We start from the raw sequence: 17,444 nt of genomic DNA, 5'->3' as shown, positions 1-17,444 counted from the left end.
GCTGCTGGCGCCCACGACAACCGTCCCAGCCTACGTGGTGTGGGCCCCGAATTGCCGTCTGACGTGGTTTCGGGCGTGCTCGACCGCTGCGGGCAGGTCGTCGAACAGATGCTTGTGGTGACGGAGCGAGTCCAGTACTCCGACGGTACGGAACAGCTCCTCGTGCCCAGGCTGGACGCCCTTGATCAGCACGGTCACACCACGGCGTTCGAGCGTCTGCACGATCTCGGTCAGCACGCGAGCCCCCGTCGCGTCGACGAGCTCGAGCCGCGACATGCGCAGCACCACCACAGTGATGCCGGTGAGGCCGGTCACGGCGTCGAACACCTTGTCTGCCGCGGCGAAGAACAGCGGACCGTCCAGGCTCACCACCGCGATGTGAGCGTCCTCGGGGTGAGGCTCGCCCGGCGGCAGTTCGCGATGCACGGTCGTCGCCCGGGCGAGCCCCCGCAGTGCGAAGACGCCGGCGAACACCACGCCGATCACGACCGCGACGATCAAGTCGAACGACACCGTCACGACCGCCGTCAGCACGAACGCCACCGCGTCCGAGCGCGTCGAGCGCAGGATCGAGCGCACCGTGCCGACATGCACCATCCGGACGGCGGTCAGCATCAGCACCCCGGCGAGCGCGGCGAGGGGGATCGCGCCGACGGGCCCCGCGGCGAACAGCACGACACCGAGCAGCACGACCGCGTGGACGATCGAGGCGAGTCGCGACCGTCCGCCGGAGCGGACGTTGACGGCGGTGCGGGCGATCGCACCGGTCGCCGGCATCCCTCCGAACAGTCCCGATCCGATCGAGGCGACGCCCTGCCCGACCAACTCGCGGTCGGGGTCGTACGGGCCGGTGTCGGCAAGGGACGCCGCTACGCGGGCCGACAGCAGCGACTCGATCGCCGCCAGCGCCGCGACCGTCAGCGCGGGCACGGCGAGGTCGCCGAGAGCCGCGGGGTCCACGACGGGGAACGAAGGAACCGGCAGTGATGCGGGCAGCGCGCCGATCACGGCGAGCGGTGTCGGCAGCACCACCGCGAGCACGGTGACGATCGCGATGCCGATGAGCGACCCCGGGACGGCGGGGTGGATGCGCGGCGCCACGAGCATGCAGGCGACGACGATCGCGACCGCGCCGAGCGCCCAGACGAGGTACACCGGGTCGGCGCCGGCGAGCGCCTGGGCGGCGGCGATCACGGCATTGGAGCTGTGCTCGCCCGCTTCGGGCACCGTCGGCGAGGCGAGCAGGGGCACCTGCTGCAGGAAGATGATGACGGCGATACCGAGGGTGAAGCCCTCGATGACGGGCCACGGAATGAACGACACGGCCCGTCCGAGGCGCAGCAGCCCGGCGGCCAGCACGACAACTCCGGCGAGCACGCTGATCGCGGCGACGGCACCGGCGCCGTGCGAGGCGACGATCGGCACGAGCACCACGACCATCGCGCCCGTCGGTCCGGACACCTGGACGTTCGACCCGCCGAACACGGCAGCCAGCACGCCCGCCACGATGGCCGTCACGAGTCCGGCCTCGGCGGTGAGTCCCGAGCTGACGCCGAACCCGAGCGCGAGGGGAAGGGCCACGATCCCCACCGTGACCCCGGCGACGAGGTCTGCTCGCCAGTTGCGACGCAGTCCGCGGTAGTCCGCGCCCGACGGCAGCAGCGCCCGCAGCGTCGCCGCGATCCGGCGTGCCGGCCCTGCCGCGGGTGCGGCATCCACGTCGGTCATCTGGCCGGGAGCGTCGGCAGCGACCCGGCGTCGGCGAGCAGATCGCGGTCGTTCGCCAGCACGTCGAGCAGCAGCGCGCGGGCCACCGCGAGCAGCTCGGCGACCTTGTCGTCCGCGAGCCGGTAGTAGACGTGGCTCGCGCGACGCTCGGACTCGACGAGGCGATGACGTCGCAGCACAGCGAGATGCTGCGACAGGTGCGACGCCTCCAGTCCGGTGTCGGACTGGAGGTCGGCCACGCTCATCTCGTCGGCGGCCGAGAGGAGCTCGAGGATGCGGATCCGGAACGGGTGCGAGAGGCCCTTGAAGAGCCCGGCCTTGACCTCGTACAGCGGACGCTGCTGACGTGTTAGTGGCATGATGAAGTCATCATATCGCCGGAACGTCCGCGGTGACGGTGTCAGGATGGAGGGGTGAGCTCTGTCGAACAGCCCCCCGTCCCGTTCGCTTCTCCGGCCGCCGCCTCCGGCACGCCGTTCGTCGAGCAGGCGGTCGCCTACGACGGCATCCTGCTGGCGGGATTCGGCGGCCCCGAGGGACAGGACGACGTCATCCCGTTCCTGCGCAACGTCACGCGCGGCCGCGGCATCCCCGACGAGCGCCTCGAAGAGGTCGCGCACCACTACCGCCACTTCGACGGTGTGAGCCCGATCAACGCGCAGAACCGCGCACTGAAGGCCGCGCTCGAAGCCGAGCTCGCCCGCCGCGGGCTGGACCTGCCGGTGTACTGGGGCAACCGCAACTGGGCGCCGTACCTCGCCGAGGCGGTGAGGGATGCCGCCGACGCCGGCGACACGACCCTCCTGGCGCTGGCGACCAGCGCCTACTCGTCGTTCTCGAGCTGCCGGCAGTACCGCGAGGACTTCGCGCGCGTGCTGACCGAGACGGAACTGGCGGGCACGGTCACGATCGACAAGGTGCGCCAGTTCTTCGACCACCCGGGATTCGTGCAGCCCTTCATCGACGGCGTGCGCGAAGCCGTCGCGGCGTTCCTCGCCGACGGCGTCGCTCCCGAGGCCGTGCGCGTACTGTTCTCGACCCACAGCATCCCGACCGCCGATGCCGAGCGCTCGGGTCCCCGCGAGGGGGATGAGCTGCACCGCGATCTCGGCGAGGGCGGCGCGTACGCCGCGCAGCACCTCGCGGTCGCCGAGGTCGTCATGGCCGCCGTCGCGGCGGAGATCCCCGGCGCCGAGCGCATCGGGTGGGATCTCGTGTACCAGTCGCGCTCGGGCCCCGCGAGCCAGCCGTGGCTGGAGCCCGACGTCAACGACGTCATCGCAGACCTCCCCGCCGCCGGCATCCAGGCCGTCGCCATCGTGCCCGTCGGGTTCATGAGCGACCACATGGAGGTCCTGTGGGACCTCGACACCGAGGCGATGGAGGCCGCCGATGAAGCGGGCATCCGCGCGGTGCGCACGCCGACACCCGGCGTGGACCCGGTGTTCGTGTCGGGTCTGGTCGACCTCGTCCAGGAGCGTCTGAACGGCACGCCGGCCGCCGACCGTCCGCACGCCACCGGCCTCGGCCCGTGGTTCGACGTGTGCCGCCCGGCGTGCTGCGAGAACGTGCGCGCCGGTTTCAAGCCCGCCGCCGCCGGCATCGCCCCCTGACCGCACCCGTTCGGCCGAGCGGATGCCGGGGCCTGCGGCATCCCGTCTTCACCCGCCCGCCCCTCTCTAGGATTGAGCCCATGCGCATCCACATCGCGACCGACCACGCCGGCCTCGAGTTCTCGACGCAGCTGCAGCACCATCTCGCCGCCGCCGGGCACGAGGTCGTCGATCACGGCCCCGTCGAGTACGACCCGCTGGACGACTACCCGGCGTTCTGCATCCGCGCAGCGCAGGCGGTCGTCCGCGACCAGGCGGCCGGCATCGAGACCCTCGGCGTGGTCTTCGGCGGCTCGGGCAACGGCGAGCAGATCGCGGCGAACAAGGTGCGGGGCGTCCGGGCCGCGCTGGCCTGGAGCATCGCGACCGCCGAGCTCGCCCGTGAGCACAACGACGCCAACGTCATCGCGATCGGCGCCCGCCAGCACACGTTCGAAGAGGCGGCGACCTTCATCGACCGCTTCATCGCGACGCCGTTCTCGGGCGAGGAGCGTCACGCGCGCCGCATCGCTCAGCTCGCCGCCTACGAGACCGACGGATCGCTGCAGCCGGACCCGCGGGCCGCGGCCGCCGGACCCGACGTCCTCGCGGACGACAGCAGCTCGTTCGATCCCGAGGCCGGCTGACCTGTGCCCGAGGGACACTCCGTCCACCGCATCGCGCGCCAGTTCGACCGCATCTTCGTCGGGCGCCCCGTCGTCGCGTCCAGCCCGCAGGGCCGGTTCGCCGAGGGCGCCGCGATCCTCAGCGGTCGTACCGCGACCGAGGTGCGCGCGGTCGGCAAGCAGATGTTCCTCGAGTTCGACGACGATCTGTGGCTGCGCGTGCACCTCGGCATGTACGGAGCGTGGGACTTCGCGGGCGAGATCCTCGTCGACCCTACGATCGCGTCGGCGAACGGCCGCATGGGACAGACGAACCAGCGCGGCACCGATCTCGGCGACGCGATCCTCGACGATGCGGGAGAGAACTCGCTGACCTCGATCGGCGCGCCACGGCGTGCGCGCGTTCACGTGCGCATGTCGGAGCAGACCACCGGTCTCGCCGACGATGGCGATCAGTGGCCGCCGCCCGTGGTGGGGCAGGTGCGGCTGCGGCTGCTGACGGATACGACCTGCGCCGACCTGCGGGGGCCGACGGCCTGTGAGCTGCAGACTCCCGACGAGGTCGCCGCGACGATCGCGAAGCTCGGGCCCGACCCCCTCGTCGACGACGTCGTCGAGGGGGAGGAGCGCTTCACCGCGGTGGTGCGCCGAAAGCCGACCGCCATCGGGCTGCTGCTCATGGACCAGGCCGTCGTGAGCGGCATCGGGAACGTCTATCGCGCCGAGCTGCTGTTCCGGGCGCGCCAGAACCCGCACACCCCGGGACGCGACGTGCCCGAAGAGACCGTGCGCGAGCTGTGGCGCGACTGGGTGCGGCTGCTCGCGATCGGCGTCGAGACCGGTCAGATGATGACGATGGACGACCTCGACCCTGACGCGTACCGCGCGGCGATGGCCAGCCGCGACGACCGGCACTGGGTCTATCACCGCGCGGGACTGCCGTGCCGCATCTGCGGCACCTCGATCGTCGTCGAGGAGGCTGCGGGGCGGAAGCTGTACTGGTGCCCGTCCTGCCAGGTGTGATGCCCGGATTCGAATCGCGCACTTTGCACGAATACGCCGTCTGACGTCACCAGGTGCGCGATTCGAAGCCGGTGGGGCTCATAGGCTGAGCGCATGCGCCAGAACACGAGCTTCGCGATGACCGATGTCGGCGAGATCCGCCGGCTCATCGACCAGAACCCGTGGGTCACGATCGTGAGCGACGCCGACCAGGGCCTGGTCGCCTCGCACTACGCCGTGCTCCTGGACGAGGGTCGCGACGACCTCACGATCGTCGGTCACGTCGGCAAGCCCGACGACCTCGTGCACGGGCTCGGCGAGCGCGAGCTGCTGGTCGTCGTGCAGGGGCCGCACGGGTATGTCTCACCCGGCTGGTACGGGGACGTGCAGAGCGTTCCGACCTGGAACTTCGTGTCGGCGCACCTGAGCGGCATCCCCGAGCTGCTGACGCCAGAGGAGAACCTCGAGGTGCTCGAGCGCCTCGTCGCGCGATTCGAGAGCGGGATGCCGCAGCCCCGGCTGATGTGGCAGCCGCCCAACGACCCTGATTTCGTCCGCCGCCTCGAACGCGGCACGGTCGGGTTCCGGCTCACCCCGACCCGGGTCGTCGGCAAGCGCAAGCTCAGCCAGAACAAGCCGGATGAGGTCGTCGAGACCGTGATCGCCGAACTCGAGACCGGCGGCAGCCCCTATGCCGACCCTCGTCTGCCGGGCGAGATGCGGCGGGACTTCGAGACGCGCAAGGCTGCCCGGTGACCCCGGCGCGCGGCGATGAGCCCGACGTCATCGCGAACGCACGGCTGACCGGCTCCGAGCGCACCGACCCGTTCGGCGCGGATGTCGTCGATGTGCACCTCGCGGAAGGGCTCGTCGTCGACATCGCGCCGGCGGGTGCACTGCCGCGGCGGGGACTCGTGCTCGACGCGGACGGCGGCCGGGTGATCCCGGGGCTGTGGGACCACCACGTGCACGTCGTGCAGTGGGCGCTGTCGGCGCAGCGCGTGCCGCTCGGTGCCGCGACCTCTGCCGCGCACGCGGCGGCCATCATGGCCGGCACGGTGCCGCTCGCCGACGGCCGCCGGATCGGCACCGGCTTCCGCGACGCGTTCTGGCCGGATGCCCCCGACCTCGCCCTGCTCGACGCGGCCACCGGCGACATGCCGACGTACCTCGTCAACGCCGATGTGCACAGTGTGTGGCTGAACTCCGCCGCCCTGCGCCGCGAGGGCTTCGAGCCGGACGGCGCCGGCGTGCTGCGCGAAGAGCCGGCCTTCGAGATCTCACGGCGTCTGAACGCCGTCGACGCGGCGGTGTCCGATCCGCTCGTCACACGGATGGCGCAGGATGCCGCCGCCCGAGGCGTCGTGGGCCTCGTCGACTTCGACATGGCGTGGAACGACGAGGCCTGGGCCCGTCGCCTGGCCGCAGGCTTCGACGCGCTGCGCGTCTCGTACGGCATCTATCCCGAGTTCCTCGACCGCGCCATCGCGCAGCGGCTGCAGACGGGCGACGCGGTGCACGGGCCCGGGCCGGCGGCATCCCCCCTCGTCCGCGTCGGACCGCTCAAGGTGATCACCGACGGCTCGCTCGGCACCCGCACAGCCGCCTGCTCGCACGCGTACCCCGGCGACCCGCACAACCACGGCCTGCTCACCGTGGACGCGGCGACGCTCGTCGATCTGATGACCCGAGCGACCGGGGCGGGGATCGCCTCGGCCATCCACGCCATCGGCGACGTCGCCAACTCGCACGCGCTGGACGCTTTCGCGGCGACGGGGGCGTGGGGCACGATCGAGCATGCCCAGCTCGTCGCACACGCCGACATCCCGCGCTTCGCGCGGCTCGGCGTGGGCGCCAGCGTGCAGCCCGAGCACGCCCTCGACGACCGGGACCTGACCGACACGGTGTGGGCGGAGCAGACCTCTCAGCCGTATCCGCTGCGCACGCTCGCGGACACCGGCGCGAACCTGCTGTTCGGCTCCGACGCGCCGGTCGCGCCGCTGGATCCGTGGGCCGCCCTCGCCTCGGCGATCTTCCGTACGCGCGACGGCCGCGAACCCTGGCAGCCGCAGCAGCGGGTCGACGCGGCGACGGCGCTTGCGGCATCCACTCGGGGCGGCTCCGCCGTCCCTGCGCGCATCGAGCCGGGCGACATCGCCGATCTCGCGGTCTGTGCGCACGACCCGCTCACCGCGGACGAGGCGACGCTGCGCGGCATGCAGGTCGCTGCGACGCTGGTCGCCGGTCGCCTGACGCACGGGGCGTAACCCGTCACCGGTACGGGGGTCTGCCCCCGTACCGGTTCGGGAGAGGGTCGGATGCCGTCACGCCGGCGCCGTCGCGAGGCTTGAGTCATGACTTCCGATGTGCCTCCGCCTCCCGCGCCGCCGGTGCGCGCCGGACTGCCCGCCGCGGCGCCCGTCGACGCTCCTGCGTCGGGCAGGCGTCGCCGACGCGGTCTGATCATCGGACTGGTCGTCGCGCCGCTCGCCGTCGTCGTGCTGCTCATCGGCGCGGGAGCGGCCTGGTTCGCCGCGAACGCGGTCCGCGCGACACCGCCCGCCGCCGGGACGGTGATGTTCGAGAACCCGGTCGCGGTCCCGCCGCTGGCTCCGTCGCACCTCGAGGACGGTGTGCGCGTGTTCGCGCTCACCGCGCAGCAGGGACGCACGTCGTTCGTCTCGCAGGGCGACACCCCGACGCTCGGCTACGACGGCTCGTACCTCGGCCCCACGCTCGTCGCCGATCACGGGGAGCAGGTGCGCGTGGACGTCACGAACACCCTGCCCGACTCGACCACGGTGCACTGGCACGGCATGCATCTTCCGGCGGCCATGGACGGCGGCCCTCATACGCCGATCGCCGCCGGCGCGGTCTGGCAGCCGACCTGGAAGATCGACCAGCCGGCCGCGACGCTCTGGTACCACCCGCACCTGCACGGACGCACGCGTGAGCAGGTCGACGCCGGGCTTGCCGGCATGTTCCTCGTGCGAGACCAGGAAGAGGCTGCGCTCGCGCTGCCGCGCGACTACGGCGTGGACGACTTCCCGCTGATCGTTCAGGACCGCTCGTTCAACGCCGACGGGTCCTTCGCGGGCGGTCTCGGCATGCAGTTCGACGGAGTGCTCGGCGACACGATCCTGGTCAACGGCACCGTCGCACCGTATCTCAATGTCACCACCGAGAAGGTGCGACTGCGCCTGCTGAACGGATCGAGCGCGCGCATGTACGACTTCGGGTTCGCCGACGGCCGCGAGTTCGACCTCATCGGCACCGACGGCGGGCTGCTCGAAGCGCCGGTGCCGTCCACGGACATCCCCCTCTCGCCGGGCGAACGCGCCGAGATCGTCGTGTCGCTCGCGCCCGGCGAGCGCATCGCCTTGCGATCGAACGCTCCCGATCCGGCACTGCACGCCGGGTCCGCGTCCTTCGACGTCCTGGAACTGCGGGCCGCGGGGACACTGGATCCCTCACCCGACGCGCCCGCGCACCTGGCCGACATTCCGGCGCCGGACGCGGGCTCCGCCGTCGCCGAGCGGACGTTCGTGATGTCGGGGCACAACATCAACGACGCGCAGATGGACCTCGGTCGCGCGGACGTGGTCGCCACCGTCGACACCAGCGAGGTGTGGACCGTCCGCAACGACAACCCGCTGCCGCATTCGTTCCACGTGCACGACATGCAGTACCGGATCCTGAGCATCGACGGGTCACCGCCACCGGCGAGGCTCGCCGGCTACAAGGACACGATCGCTCTTGAGGCGGACCGTGAGTACCGCCTGCTCGTGAGGTTCGACGACTATGCCGATGCGACCACGCCGTACATGTACCACTGCCACCTGCTGTGGCACGAGGACCAGGGCATGATGGGACAGTTCCTGGTCGTCGAGCCGGGCCAGCAGCCCGCACTGACACTTCCCGAGGGAGATTCCGATGACCACCATGACCACTGATCCTGCGCCGCTCGAGCGCGACGGGTCGAGCGCCCCGTCGACCGGCTTCTGGGCGGCCTACGGCCGCGCCTGGCTGCGAACCCCCGGCAGCGCCCTGTACCTCCTCGCGGTGTTCGTCCTGGCGATGATCTCTGTGAGCGTGCTGGCCTCGCTGTTCTGGACGAGCGTGGGCCTGCTGGTCCTCGTCATCGGCCTGCCCCTCATGGTGCTGACCCTGTTGATCGCGCGCGGGCTCGGCATCGCCGACCGCTTCATGCTGCAGCTCACCGGGCTGCCCCCGATCGCCGAACCGGAGTGGAACAGGGACGCCCCCGAGAGCACCGGCTTCTGGGCGACGCTCACGCGTCCCCTGCGCAACGCGCACTACTGGACCTACCTCACGCACGGCATGATCGTCACGCCGATCATCAGCACCATCTCGTTCGCGATCACGATCGTCTGGCTCAGTCTCGGCCTCGGCGGACTCACGTACTGGTTCTGGGGCGTCTTCCTGCCGAGCGGCGCCGACAACGGCGACTGGGGGCAGTACGTCTCGGCCTCCGTGCCGTGGCTGTTCGGCGGGTGGGACGCCTGGGCGGTCGAGGTCGTGCTGTACCTCCTTGCCGGCATCGTCTTCACCTTCACCATGCCCTGGGTGCTCGGCGGCCTTGCCCGTGCGCACCACGCGATCGCGAACGCGATGCTCGGCCGTTGGAGCTCGGACGAGCTGGCCGCCGAGGTGCGCGCCGAAGCCGCCGCCCGAGGCGCCGCCGTGCACGCCGAGGACATCGCCCTCCGGCGCCTGGAGCGCGACATCCACGACGGCCCCCAGCAGCGCCTGGTGCGACTGCAGATGGATCTCGCCGCCCTCGAGCGCCGCGCGGAAGCCGGAGAAGCGGATGCCGCGGCCGACCTTGCGCGGGAGGCCCGAGGACACGCGAAGGCGGCCCTGGACGAGCTGCGCGCGCTGTCGAGCGGCGTCGCGCCGCCGCTGCTGCAGGACCGCGGTCTGGCCGCAGCGCTGGACGCACTGGCCACCAGCTCGCCGCTGTGGGTGCAGGTGGAGGTCGACCCCGCGATCGACCGCGCCGTCAGCCAGGAGGTCGCGCGCACGGTCTACTTCGTGGTCGCCGAACTCATGACGAACACCGTCAAGCACGCCGGGGCCACGGCTGCGACGCTCCGGGCGACGCTTCGGCGCAGCACCACCGGAGCTCCGACGCACCTGGACGTCTGGGTCGTCGACAACGGACGCGGGGGAGCCGTCCTCTCCAGCGGTCACGGCCTCGAGGGCCTGCGCGAGCGCGTCGCAGGTCTGCGCGGGATCCTCGTCGTCCAGAGTCCGGTCGGCGGGCCGACGTCCGTCGGCGCCCACATCCCGCTCACGGTGGTGCCGTGACGGGTCTCTATCCTGAGGGGATGGCCGTCCCGTCCGATTCCCCTTCGCACGATCCCGGCGCGCTGCGCGTCGTCCTGTTCGAAGACTCCGTGCTGCTGCGCGAAGGGCTCATCCGCCTCTTCGACGAGGCGGGGTATGTCACCGCCGGCGCGTGGGGCGACGTCGACGACGTCGTGGACCGGGTGCGTCAGGCGCGCGCCGACGTCGCGATCCTCGACGTGCGACTGCCGCCAGGCTTTCGCGACGAGGGGATCAAAGCCGCGCTCGCGCTGCGGGCGGCGCTGCCCGAGGTCGGCATCCTCGTCCTCAGCCAGTACGTCGAGGGCGTGTACGCCCGCGAGCTCCTCGCGGGCGGTGAGGGCGGCGTCGGCTATCTGCTGAAGGACCGGGTCACGTCTCTCGAGGAGTTCTCGGATGCCGTCCGCCGGGTGCGCGAGCGCGGGACCGTGCTCGATCCGCTCGTGGTGCAAGGGCTGCTGTCAGCCCGGCCCGACCCGCTGTCGACGCTGACGCCGCGCGAGCGTGACGTGCTCACGCTGATGGCCGAGGGTCGCAGCAACGCCAGCATCGCACAGCGGCTGTTCATCGGCGTGGGCGCGGTGGAGAAGAACATCAGCGCGATCTTCGCCAAGCTCGGCCTGGAGGAGTCCGGCACCGAGCACCGGCGAGTGCTCGCCGTCCTCGCGTTCCTCCAGAGCGCCTGAGACGACGAAGGCCCCGGGATCGACCCGAGGCCTTCGTCAGTTCTTGCGCAGCGTCACTCGGCGAGGTGCGCGAAGAGGAACCACCGGTCCTTCTCCAGCGACTCCTTGATGCCGATGGCGATGTCCTGGCTGGTCAGATCGAACTCATCCAGTCCGTCGATCGCCTCCTGCACGTCGCGGATCACGACGTCCATGTCGGCGATGACGTTGCGGATCAGCGCGTCCCACTGCGTGAAGCCGGCTGGCACAGCCGTCGTCGCCTTCGCGGCGACCGTGCCGACGCGCGCGTCGACCGGCAGCCCGAGCGCGACGATCCGCTCCGCGGCCTGGTCGGCGCCGGCCTGCGCATTCGCGACGACCGAATCGAGGAGCTCGTGGATCGCGATGAAGTTCGCACCGCGGACGTTCCAGTGGGCCTGCTTGCCGTTCACGGCGAGGGCCTGGAGGCCGAGCACCACGGGCGTCAGGAACTGTGCGGTCGCGGCGGCGACATCGGGATTCGCAGCGGTAGCGGGAACGGTGTTCGTGTCGGTCATGTCTCTCGCCTCCATCGTGGGGAGTGCCGCCCATCCGGCGGTCGTCCTCCCGTGACTGCAACGCTACTCATGGGGAGTCATTCCGCAAGCAAGAGAAGGCTGGGCTTACGGGCGCTCCGTGGTGCCGATGCGGGCATCCGGCCGCGAGCGGCTAACGTCGTTGCGTGCCTTCCGCAGATCACGACCTCGGACCGCAGCATCTGGGCGTCCCCGCCAAGACCGTGACCCGAGAGCCGAACGACCGCTCACCCGAACACGCCGAGCCCTCGCGGTTCCTGCCGCACGTGCAGGGTCTGCGCGCGATCGCTGTGCTGTGCGTCGTGCTCTACCACTTCTGGCCCGGGCGCATCACGGGCGGCTACATCGGCGTCGACATCTTCTTCGTGATCTCCGGCTTCCTCATCACGTCGCACCTGATGCGCGAGATGACCGCGACGGGCACCGTCAAGCTCGGCCAGTTCTGGGCGCGTCGCGCACGGCGTCTGCTGCCCGCATCCCTTCTCGTCCTGCTGTTCTGCGCGATCGTCGTGATGTCGCCGTACCTCATGCCGACCTCGGCCCTGCCGAACGAGGTGCGCGAGATCCTGTCGTCGACGTTCTACGTCGAGAACTGGTACCTGGCCCTCAACTCGGCGGACTACCTCAACCACTCCGGCTCGCCGACGACCGTCCAGCACTACTGGTCGCTGTCGCTGGAAGAGCAGTTCTACGTGATGTGGCCGCTCATCATGCTGCTGGCGGCCTGGATCGGCGTGAAGTTCTTCCGCGGCGCGCGGCGTCGCGCGATCCTGGTGGCGCTCGGCATCGTGACCGTCGTCTCGTTCGCGTTCTGCGTCGTCTTCACGATCACGAACCCGGCTCCCGCCTACTTCGTCACCTTCGGACGCATGTGGCAGTTCGGCGTGGGCGCGATGGTCGCGCTCGTGCCCATGCTGCGGGTGCGAAACGCGATCGGCAGCTTCGTGCTCGGCTGGGCCGGCATCCTGCTGCTCGTCTACGTCACGTTCACGTTCGACGGTCAGACGCCGTTCCCGGGGTACATGGCGGCACTGCCGACGCTGGGCGCGGCCGCCGTCATCGCCGCGTCGAACACCGACCGCTGGTGGTATCCGACACGCGTCCTCGCGATCCGGCCGGCCCAGTTCGTCGGCGACATCTCGTACTCGCTGTACCTGTGGCACTGGCCGCTCATCATCATCGCGCCGTCCGTGCCGTTCTGGGGGCTGACGATCTACCATCGCGTCGCCCTGCTCGTGATCTGCTTCGTGCTGGCCTGGCTCACCAAGCGGTTCGTCGAGGATCCGGTGCGCGCATGGAAGGTGCTCACCACGCGACCCGCCCGCGTCACGCTGTGGTCCTCGCTGGCAGCGATGATCGTCGTCGCCCTCGTCGCGGCGATGGCGTGGTTCGTCAACGCGCCGCTGTACACCCAGGGCACTCGCGACATCGCCGAGCTGCAGCAGGACCCGCCGGAGTGCTTCGGTGCGGCATCCGTCCTCGATCCCTCGTGCGAAGGCAGCGACTTCGGCGACACGATCCTGCCGGCGCCGGGATTCGCCGGCATCGACCGGCCCGAGGACCCGCAGTGCTTCGTCCAGCTCACCGACTCGCGTCCGGTGTCGTGCCACTTCGGTTCGGACGACCCGGATGCGCCGCAGGTCGCGCTGATCGGCGACAGCCACGCCTACCAGCTGCTGCCGACGTTCCAGCGCATGGCTGAGGCGAACGGCTGGCATCTGACCACCTGGTTCAAGGGCGCGTGCCCGTGGAACACGACGCCGCTGTCGACCCCGGGCGCGTTCGGCGCGGCCTGCTCCGACTGGCGAGAGGCCGTGCAGCGCGCGATCGACGACACCGACCTCGACGTCGTCTTCACCGCCGCCATCGCCAACACCCCGTACTCGTCGGCCGGCTACGACTCGTCGCATGACGCCGCGGTCGCGGGTTATCGCGACGCCTGGAGCACGGTCACCGACCGCGGCATCCCGGTCGTCACGGTCGTCGACAACCCGGTGTGGGAGACCGATCCGAACAAGTGCCTGCGGACGCGTGACGCCTCCGAGTGCGACGGCGCACGCTCGGACGTGCTCGTCGAGAACGATCCGCTGAGGGATGCCGCAGCCGGCCTCGATTCGGTGACGCTGCTCGATTTCACCGATGTGTTCTGCGGTGCGGACACGTGCGCCCCGGTCGTGGGCGGCGCGAACATCTACCGCGACCAGGACCACTTGACGGTCACGTTCGTCGACACACTGGCACCGTGGTACACCAAGGCCATCGAAGGTGCGTTGGCCGGTAGGGTCGCACCATGACGGTCGCGAGGTGTTCATGACGGTTTCACAGGGCGCATCGGTCCTCTTCGCCGCGGGCAGGACCCCGGAGCTCGATCCCACGTCGTTCGTCGCCGCCGGCGCCCGGGTGGTCGGGGGAGTGGTCCTCGGACCCGGCGCGAGCGTCTGGTACAACGCGGTGCTGCGCGCCGACGGCGACACCATCACGGTAGGCGCGAACAGCAACCTGCAGGACAACGTCTCGGTGCATGTCGATGCGGGCCACCCCGTCGTCATCGGCGAGAACGTCTCGGTCGGCCACAACGCCGTCATCCACGGCTGCACCATCGGCGACGGATCGCTCATCGGCATGGGCGCTGTCGTGCTCAACGGCGCGAAGATCGGGAGCGGATGCCTCATCGCGGGCGGCGCCGTCGTCCTGGAGGGGGCCGAGATCCCCGATGGGTCTCTCGTGGCCGGCGTTCCGGCGAAGGTGCGGCGCGAGCTCACCGACGACGAGCGCGCCGGCCTGCTGCGGAACGCCTCGCACTACCTGCAGCACATCGAGGAGCACCGCGGCGCGATCTCGGTCGCGTGACGCGCCCGCGGCCTCAGCCTTGCGCCGGCGGGTGGTGCTTCCCGCGGTGCACCTCGTAGAGGCGCACGTGACCCGGCCACTCGGGGTCGTTCGCGATCGGCTTGTCGTCCATGAACGCACGGATCACGTGCGCGAGCTGGCCGGGGTGGCTGTAGTTGATGGCGTGAGCGGCGCCCTCCAGCAGCACGACCAGCACGTGGCTGTCGGTCTGGCTCGCGATCTCGTCGATGCGGTGCGCGTGGGGCAGGAGCGGGTCGCGCTGCCCGAGCACGACGAGGGTGGGGATCCGCAGCTCGAGCAGTCGCTGCAGCGACGGGTACTGCGTGAGCGAGCGGAACATCCGCAGCGTGCTCGGGATGCCGAACCGCACATAGTCCGGGACCGCGACCGTCGCCATCTTGAACGGCTCGCGCGGTGCGTCGGTCGACAGCTGGCCGATCGCCCGCCGCAGCGGCTGGTTGTAGACCCCGCCCGCCGGTGACACGAGCACGGCGCGATCGACGCGCTCGGGGTAGCGGTGCGCGCACTCGATGATCACCGGGCAGCCCATCGAGTTGCCCACCAGAGTCGCCTTCTCGATGCCACGGTCGTCGAAGAACCGGACGGCGGCGCGAGCGAGATCGGGGATGTCGAGCATGCCCTTCGCCCTGCCGCTGCGCCCGAACCCCGGAAGGTCGGGCACGTACGTGTGGAACTCGTCCGACAGCCGTTCCGCCGTGGGGAGCAGATAGCGCCCCGAGAGGCCGAAGCCGTGCACGTGCGCCATGACCCGGGCATCCTTCGGCGGATTCGGAGACTCGCGGTAGAACACGTCGACCCCGTCGACGCGGGTCCACTTCTCGGCCAGCGCGGACGCCGGCCGTCGCGGCAGCTTCCTCGGCACAGCCGAGGGATCAGACGGTGACGCGTCCATCGCGGCTCCCCACAGTGCTTCGAACGATGCGAAGCCAGTCTGCCGCGCCACGGCACGGTTCGGGAGACCCACGCAGAGGCGTGTCGGATCAGGTGTACGGAGGGGATGACGGGAATCGAACCCGCGTAATCAGTTTGGAAGACTGAGGCTCTACCATTGAGCTACATCCCCGCAGCCGCATCAGCGACCGGGGACGAGTCTAGGGCATATGACGGCTTGGTCCCGCATCGCAGGCGGTGCCCGGGCGGGTCGGCTAGACTTCTCGGGGCCACTGTGCTTCTCGGAGCGCAGAAGGGCGCACGCATGCGTGCGAACCCGCCCGGGGCGTAGCTCAGCTTGGTAGAGCGCCCGCTTTGGGAGCGGGAGGCCGCAGGTTCAAATCCTGTCGCCCCGACATCACGGCCCACAGAATTGCGAACCCAGACCTTCATGCCGCGCGTTCGCGCGGTCCGATAGAGGAGAAGTAACAGGCATGGTGAACAGCACCGTCGAGAAGCTCACCCCGACCCGGGTCAAGCTGCACATCACGGTCAGCCCCGACGAGCTCAAGCCGTCGATCAAGCACGCGTACGAGCACATCGCTCAGGACGTCCAGATCCCCGGCTTCCGCAAGGGCAAGGTGCCCGCGCCCATCATCGACCAGCGCATCGGCCGCGTCGCGGTGCTCGAGCACGCTGTCAGCGAGGGCCTCGACAACTTCTACCGCGAGGCGGTCTCGGCCCACGAGCTGCGCGTCCTCGGCCGTCCCGCCGCCGAGGTCACCGAGTGGCCGAACGAGAAGGACTTCTCGGGCGACCTCGAGGTCGAGGTCGAGGTGGACGTTCGTCCCGAGTTCGACCTGCCCGCGTTCGAGGGCACGACCGTCGAGGTCGAGGCCGTCGAGATCGACGAGGCCGCCATCGACGAGGAGCTCGACCGCCTGCGCGGCCGCTTCGGCACGCTCGTGACCGTCGACCGCCCCGCCGCGTCGGGCGACTTCGTCGAGCTGGACCTCGTCGCCACGATCGACGGCAACGAGATCGACCGCGCCGAGGGCGTCTCGTACGAGGTCGGCTCGGGCGAGCTGCTCGAGGGCATCGACGAGGCCATCGACTCGCTCACCGCCGGTGAGGACACCACGTTCCGCTCCAAGCTCGTCGGCGGCGACCACGCAGGTGACGAGGCCGAGGTCTCGGTCACCGTCAAGGCCGTCAAGGAGCGCGAGCTGCCCGAGGCCGACGACGACTTCGCCCAGATCGCGAGCGAGTTCGACACCATCGCCGAGCTGCGCGACAGCCTCAAGGAGCGCGTCGGCCAGCAGGGCGCCTTCACGCAGGGCTCCGCGGCGCGCGACAAGCTCATCGAGGTGCTCCTCGAGCAGGTCGAGATCCCGGTCCCGCCGCAGCTCATCGAGGACGAGGTCCACAACCACCTCGAGAACGAGGGCCGCCTGGAGGACGACGTCCACCGCGCCGAGGTCGCCGAGGCCAGCGAGAAGCAGTTCAAGACGCAGATGCTGCTCGACAAGATCGCCGAGTCGGTCGACGTGCAGGTCTCGCAGGACGAGCTCACGCAGTACCTCGTGCAGTCGGCCGCCCAGTACGGCATGGCTCCGCAGGACTTCGTCAACGCGCTGCAGGAGGGCAATCAGCTGCCCGCCATCATCGGCGAGGTCGCGCGCAACAAGGCCCTCGCGGTCGCGCTCGGCAAGGTCACCGTCGTCGACACGAACGGCAAGCCCGTCGACCTGACCGGCTTCATCGCCGTCGAGGACGAGGCCGAGGCGGAAGAAGAGGTCGTCGAAGAGGCGCAGGAGATCGCGGATGCCGCGGCCGACGCCGACGCGATCGTCGAGGCCGAAGAGGCCAAGCCCGCCAAGAAGGCTCCGGCCCGCAAGCCCGCCGCCAAGAAGGCCGCGGCCGACGAGGCCGACGCCGCCGAGAAGGCTCCCGCCAAGAAGCCGGCTGCCAAGAAGGCCCCGGCCAAGAAGGCGGCCGACGCGGAGTGACTCAGCCTGACGGCTGCTGTTGAAGCGACCTGAACCGTCGAGAGGGTGGATGCTGCGGCATCCACCCTCTTCGTCGTCCAGGGCGCGCTCTGCCCAGGGCGAACACGGGCGGGTCGGTCGTGCCGCGCCGGTAGATTCGATGGCACCGACACGGAAT

15 protein-coding genes and 2 tRNA genes are annotated in these 17,444 nt (G+C 70.5%); 12 read left to right on the top strand and 5 right to left on the bottom strand.

Annotated features, from left to right (window positions below):
* Nucleotides 1–30: 30 nt before the first annotated feature.
* Both IF188_RS07220 and IF188_RS07215 read right to left on the bottom strand, forming a co-directional pair.
* Nucleotides 31–1,728 (bottom strand): SulP family inorganic anion transporter, encoded by a 1,698-nt coding sequence (locus IF188_RS07220; RefSeq protein ID WP_191171119.1) that lies wholly within the window; start codon nucleotides 1,726–1,728, stop codon nucleotides 31–33.
* Complete coding sequence (locus IF188_RS07215) at nucleotides 1,725–2,087, bottom strand: ArsR/SmtB family transcription factor (protein ID WP_191171118.1); 363 nt, start codon at nucleotides 2,085–2,087, stop codon at nucleotides 1,725–1,727. The genes IF188_RS07220 and IF188_RS07215 overlap by 4 nt, the downstream gene beginning before the upstream one ends.
* A 54-nt stretch (nucleotides 2,088–2,141) precedes the next feature.
* On the opposite strand from IF188_RS07215, the gene IF188_RS07210 reads away from it, so the two are divergent.
* The 8 genes from IF188_RS07210 (at nucleotide 2,142) to IF188_RS07175 (ending at nucleotide 10,983) form a co-directional block, all read left to right on the top strand.
* Complete coding sequence (locus IF188_RS07210) at nucleotides 2,142–3,341, top strand: ferrochelatase (protein ID WP_191171117.1); 1,200 nt, start codon at nucleotides 2,142–2,144, stop codon at nucleotides 3,339–3,341.
* Between the two features lie 80 nt (nucleotides 3,342–3,421).
* Entirely contained in the window at nucleotides 3,422–3,967 is a 546-nt protein-coding gene (locus IF188_RS07205) for a ribose-5-phosphate isomerase (RefSeq protein WP_191171116.1), read from the top strand.
* A gap of 3 nt (nucleotides 3,968–3,970) precedes the next feature.
* A complete protein-coding gene (locus tag IF188_RS07200; RefSeq protein WP_191171115.1) occupies nucleotides 3,971–4,969 on the top strand; it encodes an Fpg/Nei family DNA glycosylase in 999 nt (332 codons plus the stop codon).
* Between the two features lie 93 nt (nucleotides 4,970–5,062).
* The gene (locus IF188_RS07195; protein ID WP_191171114.1) at nucleotides 5,063–5,704 is read left to right on the top strand and encodes an FMN-binding negative transcriptional regulator; all 642 of its coding nucleotides are present in this window, start codon (nucleotides 5,063–5,065) and stop codon (nucleotides 5,702–5,704) included.
* Complete coding sequence (locus tag IF188_RS07190) at nucleotides 5,701–7,215, top strand: amidohydrolase (protein WP_191171113.1); 1,515 nt, start codon at nucleotides 5,701–5,703, stop codon at nucleotides 7,213–7,215. The genes IF188_RS07195 and IF188_RS07190 overlap by 4 nt, the downstream gene beginning before the upstream one ends.
* 87 nt (nucleotides 7,216–7,302) lie before the next feature.
* Nucleotides 7,303–8,901, top strand: a complete 1,599-nt coding sequence (locus IF188_RS07185; RefSeq protein WP_224751596.1) for a multicopper oxidase family protein — start codon at nucleotides 7,303–7,305, stop codon at nucleotides 8,899–8,901.
* Entirely contained in the window at nucleotides 8,882–10,279 is a 1,398-nt protein-coding gene (locus IF188_RS07180) for a sensor histidine kinase (RefSeq protein WP_191171112.1), read from the top strand. Before IF188_RS07185 ends, IF188_RS07180 begins: the two co-directional genes overlap by 20 nt.
* Nucleotides 10,280–10,299: 20 nt before the next feature.
* Nucleotides 10,300–10,983 (top strand): response regulator transcription factor, encoded by a 684-nt coding sequence (locus tag IF188_RS07175; RefSeq protein ID WP_191171111.1) that lies wholly within the window; start codon nucleotides 10,300–10,302, stop codon nucleotides 10,981–10,983.
* A gap of 53 nt (nucleotides 10,984–11,036) precedes the next feature.
* Here IF188_RS07175 and IF188_RS07170 read toward each other — a convergent pair whose 3' ends face one another.
* The gene (locus IF188_RS07170) at nucleotides 11,037–11,519 is read right to left on the bottom strand and encodes a Dps family protein (protein ID WP_191171110.1); all 483 of its coding nucleotides are present in this window, start codon (nucleotides 11,517–11,519) and stop codon (nucleotides 11,037–11,039) included.
* Nucleotides 11,520–11,683: 164 nt separating this feature from the next.
* Between IF188_RS07170 and IF188_RS07165 the strand changes: the two genes are divergently transcribed.
* Both IF188_RS07165 and IF188_RS07160 read left to right on the top strand, forming a co-directional pair.
* On the top strand, nucleotides 11,684–13,831 hold the full coding sequence (locus IF188_RS07165) for an acyltransferase family protein (RefSeq protein ID WP_191171109.1): 2,148 nt from the start codon (nucleotides 11,684–11,686) through the stop codon (nucleotides 13,829–13,831).
* A gap of 16 nt (nucleotides 13,832–13,847) precedes the next feature.
* Nucleotides 13,848–14,387, top strand: coding sequence for a gamma carbonic anhydrase family protein (locus tag IF188_RS07160; protein ID WP_191171108.1), 540 nt, complete (start codon nucleotides 13,848–13,850; stop codon nucleotides 14,385–14,387).
* Between the two features lie 13 nt (nucleotides 14,388–14,400).
* On the opposite strand, the gene IF188_RS07155 is transcribed toward IF188_RS07160, so the two are convergent.
* Entirely contained in the window at nucleotides 14,401–15,300 is a 900-nt protein-coding gene (locus IF188_RS07155; protein WP_191171369.1) for an alpha/beta fold hydrolase, read from the bottom strand.
* 100 nt (nucleotides 15,301–15,400) lie between these two features.
* A tRNA-Gly gene (locus tag IF188_RS07150) sits at nucleotides 15,401–15,471 on the bottom strand.
* Between the two features lie 149 nt (nucleotides 15,472–15,620).
* Between IF188_RS07150 and IF188_RS07145 the strand changes: the two genes are divergently transcribed.
* A tRNA-Pro gene (locus IF188_RS07145) sits at nucleotides 15,621–15,694 on the top strand.
* A 78-nt stretch (nucleotides 15,695–15,772) separates the two neighbouring features.
* Entirely contained in the window at nucleotides 15,773–17,287 is a 1,515-nt protein-coding gene (gene tig / locus IF188_RS07140) for a trigger factor (protein ID WP_191171107.1), read from the top strand.
* Nucleotides 17,288–17,444 lie beyond the last annotated feature (157 nt).

It is taken from the genome of Microbacterium helvum (assembly GCF_014779795.1).
Lineage (GTDB): Bacteria > Actinomycetota > Actinomycetes > Actinomycetales > Microbacteriaceae > Microbacterium > Microbacterium helvum.
This window is presented reverse-complemented; position numbering and strand designations above follow the sequence as displayed.

Coding starts and splice junctions, on each gene's coding strand:
- IF188_RS07220 (WP_191171119.1), bottom strand. CDS start 1,728: ATGACCGACGTGGATGCCGCACCCGCGGCAGGGCCGGCACGCCGGATC.
- IF188_RS07215 (WP_191171118.1), bottom strand. CDS start 2,087: ATGCCACTAACACGTCAGCAGCGTCCGCTGTACGAGGTCAAGGCCGGG.
- IF188_RS07205 (WP_191171116.1), top strand. CDS start 3,422: ATGCGCATCCACATCGCGACCGACCACGCCGGCCTCGAGTTCTCGACG.
- IF188_RS07195 (WP_191171114.1), top strand. CDS start 5,063: ATGCGCCAGAACACGAGCTTCGCGATGACCGATGTCGGCGAGATCCGC.
- IF188_RS07185 (WP_224751596.1), top strand. CDS start 7,303: ATGACTTCCGATGTGCCTCCGCCTCCCGCGCCGCCGGTGCGCGCCGGA.
- IF188_RS07180 (WP_191171112.1), top strand. CDS start 8,882: ATGACCACCATGACCACTGATCCTGCGCCGCTCGAGCGCGACGGGTCG.
- IF188_RS07175 (WP_191171111.1), top strand. CDS start 10,300: ATGGCCGTCCCGTCCGATTCCCCTTCGCACGATCCCGGCGCGCTGCGC.
- IF188_RS07170 (WP_191171110.1), bottom strand. CDS start 11,519: ATGACCGACACGAACACCGTTCCCGCTACCGCTGCGAATCCCGATGTC.
- IF188_RS07160 (WP_191171108.1), top strand. CDS start 13,848: ATGACGGTTTCACAGGGCGCATCGGTCCTCTTCGCCGCGGGCAGGACC.
- IF188_RS07155 (WP_191171369.1), bottom strand. CDS start 15,300: ATGGACGCGTCACCGTCTGATCCCTCGGCTGTGCCGAGGAAGCTGCCG.
- tig (WP_191171107.1), top strand. CDS start 15,773: ATGGTGAACAGCACCGTCGAGAAGCTCACCCCGACCCGGGTCAAGCTG.